The sequence below is a fragment of the Bifidobacterium sp. wkB344 genome, from assembly GCF_003688305.1.
Taxonomy (GTDB): Bacteria; Actinomycetota; Actinomycetes; order Actinomycetales; family Bifidobacteriaceae; genus Bombiscardovia; species Bombiscardovia mizhiensis.
In genome coordinates, this window is record NZ_NPOQ01000017.1 from 1 (window position 1) to 4,064 (window position 4,064).

General features: G+C 61.2%; 2 rRNA genes. Both read left to right on the forward strand.

The features are described 5' to 3' along the window. Positions 1 to 822, forward strand: a 16S ribosomal RNA gene (locus CI601_RS06800); the annotation flags it as partial. Positions 823 to 1,231: 409 nt separating this feature from the next. Next, positions 1,232 to 4,064 (forward strand): 23S ribosomal RNA (locus CI601_RS06805); the annotation flags it as partial.

Below are 4,064 nucleotides of genomic sequence, written 5' to 3' on the forward strand. Positions count from 1 at the left end.
CGAAGGCAGGTCTCTGGGCCGTCACTGACGCTGAGGAGCGAAAGCGTGGGGAGCGAACAGGATTAGATACCCTGGTAGTCCACGCCGTAAACGGTGGATGCTGGATGTGGGGCCCGTTCCACGGGTTCCGTGTCGGAGCTAACGCGTTAAGCATCCCGCCTGGGGAGTACGGCCGCAAGGCTAAAACTCAAAGAAATTGACGGGGGCCCGCACAAGCGGCGGAGCATGCGGATTAATTCGATGCAACGCGAAGAACCTTACCTGGGCTTGACATGTGCCGGACGGCCGCGGAGACGCGGTTTCCCTTCGGGGCCGGTTCACAGGTGGTGCATGGTCGTCGTCAGCTCGTGTCGTGAGATGTTGGGTCAAGTCCCGCAACGAGCGCAACCCTCGCCTCGTGTTGCCAGCACGTTATGGTGGGAACTCACGGGGGACCGCCGGGGTTAACCCGGAGGAAGGTGGGGATGACGTCAGATCATCATGCCCCTTACGTCCAGGGCTTCACGCATGCTACAATGGCCGGTACAACGGGATGCGACATGGTGACATGGAGCGGATCCCTGAAAACCGGTCTCAGTTCGGATCGGAGCCTGCAACCCGGCTCCGTGAAGGCGGAGTCGCTAGTAATCGCGGATCAGCAACGCCGCGGTGAATGCGTTCCCGGGCCTTGTACACACCGCCCGTCAAGTCATGAAAGTGGGCAGCACCCGAAGCCGGTGGCCCAACCCGCAAGGGGGGGAGCCGTCTAAGGTGAGGTCCGCGATTGGGACTAAGTCGTAACAAGGTAGCCGTACCGGAAGGTGCGGCTGGATCACCTCCTTTCTACGGAGATTATGGAAATTCCTCTGCGCGGTCTGCGTGGGGGTCGTGCCTGCGGGTCCGGCCGGTCGGCCGGTTGGCGTGGGCGTGCTGGCGTGGAACGGTCGGAGGGCTGTGGCATGGATGCGCTGTTGGGTTCCCGGACCGCCACCCTTGTTGGTGGTGTTCCCGCCGCCCGTCGGTTCCCGTGTGGGGGTGTTGCCCCGTGTCGGGTGTCGTCGGTGCGCTGGTGGTTTGAGAACTGGATAGTGGACGCGAGCGGATGGCCGGCTTTTCAGGCTGGCTGTCTGCTGTATTGTTTCGTCCGAGCCTATTTTTGAGTGGGTTCGGGTCGATCGTTTTGTGATCGTTTAGTGTGATGATTTGTCGTCTGGCAGTTCGCAGTTGTTGTTGTCGTGGCATGGCCTGTGGTCGTGTTGTCGGCAAGGGCGCATGGTGGATGCCTTGGCAGACAGGACCGATGAAGGACGCGTGGGGCCGCGATAGGCCTCGGGGAGCCGCCGACAGGGCTTTGATCCGAGGGTGTCCGAATGGGGTAACCCGCCGGCTGTTATGGGCCGGCACCGCATTCGTGCGGGGGGTACGCAGGGAAGTGAAACATCTCAGTACCTGCAGGAAAGGATATTCCGTGAGTAGTGGCGAGCGAAAGCGGATGATGGCCAAACCGGTGCCGTGTGAGACCCGTCGGGGGTTGCGGCATGGGTGTTGTGGGACTTGGCGTCCGGGCTCCGACGGGCCCGGCGGCAGTGATAAAGCGGCGTGTGAGGCGAACGGGATTGAATTCCCGGCCGTAGAGGGTGATGGCCCCGTAGCCGAAGGCGCGCCGCCTGCCGGTTCTTGTTCCCAAGTAGCGCGGGACTCGTGGAATCCCGTGTGAATCGGCCCCGACCGTGGGGTAAGCCTGAATATTCCTGTCTGACCGATAGCGTACGAGTACCGTGAGGGAAAGGTGAAAAGCACCCCGGGAGGGGAGTGAAAGAGTTTCTGAAACCGTGTGCCTACAATCCGTCGGAGCCTTTCGGGGTGACGGCGTGCCTATCGAAAAATGAGTCTGCGAGTCAGTGGTGCGTGGCGAGGCTAACCCGTGTGGGGCAGCCGTAGCGAAAGCGAGTCCGATAAGGGCGTTTCCAGTCGCGTGTCCTGGACCCGAAGCGGGATGATCTAGCCCTGGGCAGGTTGAAGCGCGGGTAAGACCGCGTGGAGGACCGAACGGACCTGGGTTGAAAACCGGGCCGATGACCTGGGGCTAGGGGTGAAAGGCCAATCAAATTCCGTGATAGCTGGTTCTCTCCGAAATGCATTTCGGTGCAGCGTCGCGTGAGTGCCTCCATGGGGTAGAGCTACTGGATGCTTGAGGGCCCGTATCGGGTACCGACAGCAGCCAAACTCCGAATACGTGTGAGGTGTATCGCGGCAGTGAGTCGGCGGGGGATAAGCTCCGTCGTCGAGAGGGAGACAGCCCAGATCGTCGTCTAAGGTCCCTAAGCGCGTGCTAAGTGGGAAAGGATGTGGAGTCGCATAGACAGCCAGGAGGTTGGCTCAGAAGCAGCCATCCTTGAAAGAGTGCGTAACAGCTCACTGGTCTAGTGGTTCCGCGCCGATAATGTAGCGGGGCTCAAGCACGCCACCGAAGACGCGGCAGCGCAGTTTGCTGTGCTGGGTAGGAGAGCGTTCCGCGTGGGGCGAAGCGGCGGCGTGAGCCGGCCGTGGACCGCGTGGAAGTGAGAATGCAGACATGAGTAGCGAGAGGCGGGTGAGAATCCCGTCCGCTGGATGACCAAGGGTTCCGGGGCCACGTTCGTCGTCCCCGGGTGAGTCGGGTCCTAAGGCGAGGCCGACAGGCGTAGTCGAATGGATGAAGGAGTCGATATTCTCCTACCGGCGTCAAGCCGTCCAATCCAAGACGTGGAAGCGTGCCCTTACCCGTGTCGGGTGATGGTCTTCGGACCGTCCGATGGCATGGGACCGGCGTGTGGATGCGTGGCGGGTAGCGCGGGAGTGACACGGAACGGGAGCCGGGCCGCGGTGGTGGTTATCCGTGGTCAAGCATGCGGCGCGTCGGGCAGGCAAATCCGCCCGGCATGAGCGCGAGGTGTGATGATGGGGGGTCTTGTGCCCCGAATCCGGTGTGCCGTTCCGTCGAGAAAAGCTTCGGCGTGAGGAGTGGCGCCGCCCGTACCCTAAACCGACACTGGTGGTCAGGTAGAGTATACCAAAGCGATCGAGCGAATCCTGGTCAAGGAACTCGGCAAATCACTCCCGTGCCTTCGGTATAAGGGAGGCCCCTGCCGGTGAGGCGCCTTGCGCGCGGAGCCGGTGGGGGCGGCACAGACCAGGGGGTAGCGACTGTTTACCAAAAACACAGGTGCATGCGAAGACGTAAGTCGCTGTATATGCACTGACGCCTGCCCGGTGCCGGAAGGTTAAGAGGATCCGTCATCCCTCTTCGGAGGGGGCAGCGGTGAATTCAAGCCCCGGTAAACGGCGGTGGTAACTATAACCATCCTAAGGTAGCGAAATTCCTTGTCGGGTAAGTTCCGACCTGCACGAATGGCGTAACGACTTCCCCACTGTCTCGACCAGGAGCTCGGCGAAATTGCAGTACGAGTAAAGATGCTCGTTAAGCGCAGAAGGACGAAAAGACCCCGGGACCTTTACTATACCTTGGTATTGGCGTTAGGTGCGGACTGTGTAGCATAGGCGGGAGGCTTCGAAGCGGGTGCGCCAGCATCCGTGGAGCCGGAATGTGAAATACCGCTCTGTCCTCATCTGGCCTCTAACCTCGGCCGGTCATCCCGGCCAGGGACAGTGCCTGGCGGGTAGTTTAACTGGGGCGGTTGCCTCCCAAAGAGTAACGGAGGCGCCCAAGGGTTCCCTCAGCCCGGTTGGCAATCGGGTGTTGAGTGCAATCGCACAAGGGAGCTTGACTGCGAGACCGACGGGTCGAGCAGGGACGAAAGTCGGAGATAGTGATCCGGTGCCGGCGTACGGACGCGGCATCGCTCAACGGATAAAAGGTACCCCGGGGATAACAGGCTGATCATCCCCAAGAGTCCATATCGACGGGATGGTTTGGCACCTCGATGTCGGCTCGTCGCATCCTGGGGCTGGAGCAGGTCCCAAGGGTTCGGCCGTTCGCCGATTAAAGCGGCACGCGAGCTGGGTTCAGAACGTCGTGAGACAGTTTGGTCTCTATCCTCTGCGCTCGTTGGAATCTTGAGGAGCCCTGCCCATAGTACGAGAGG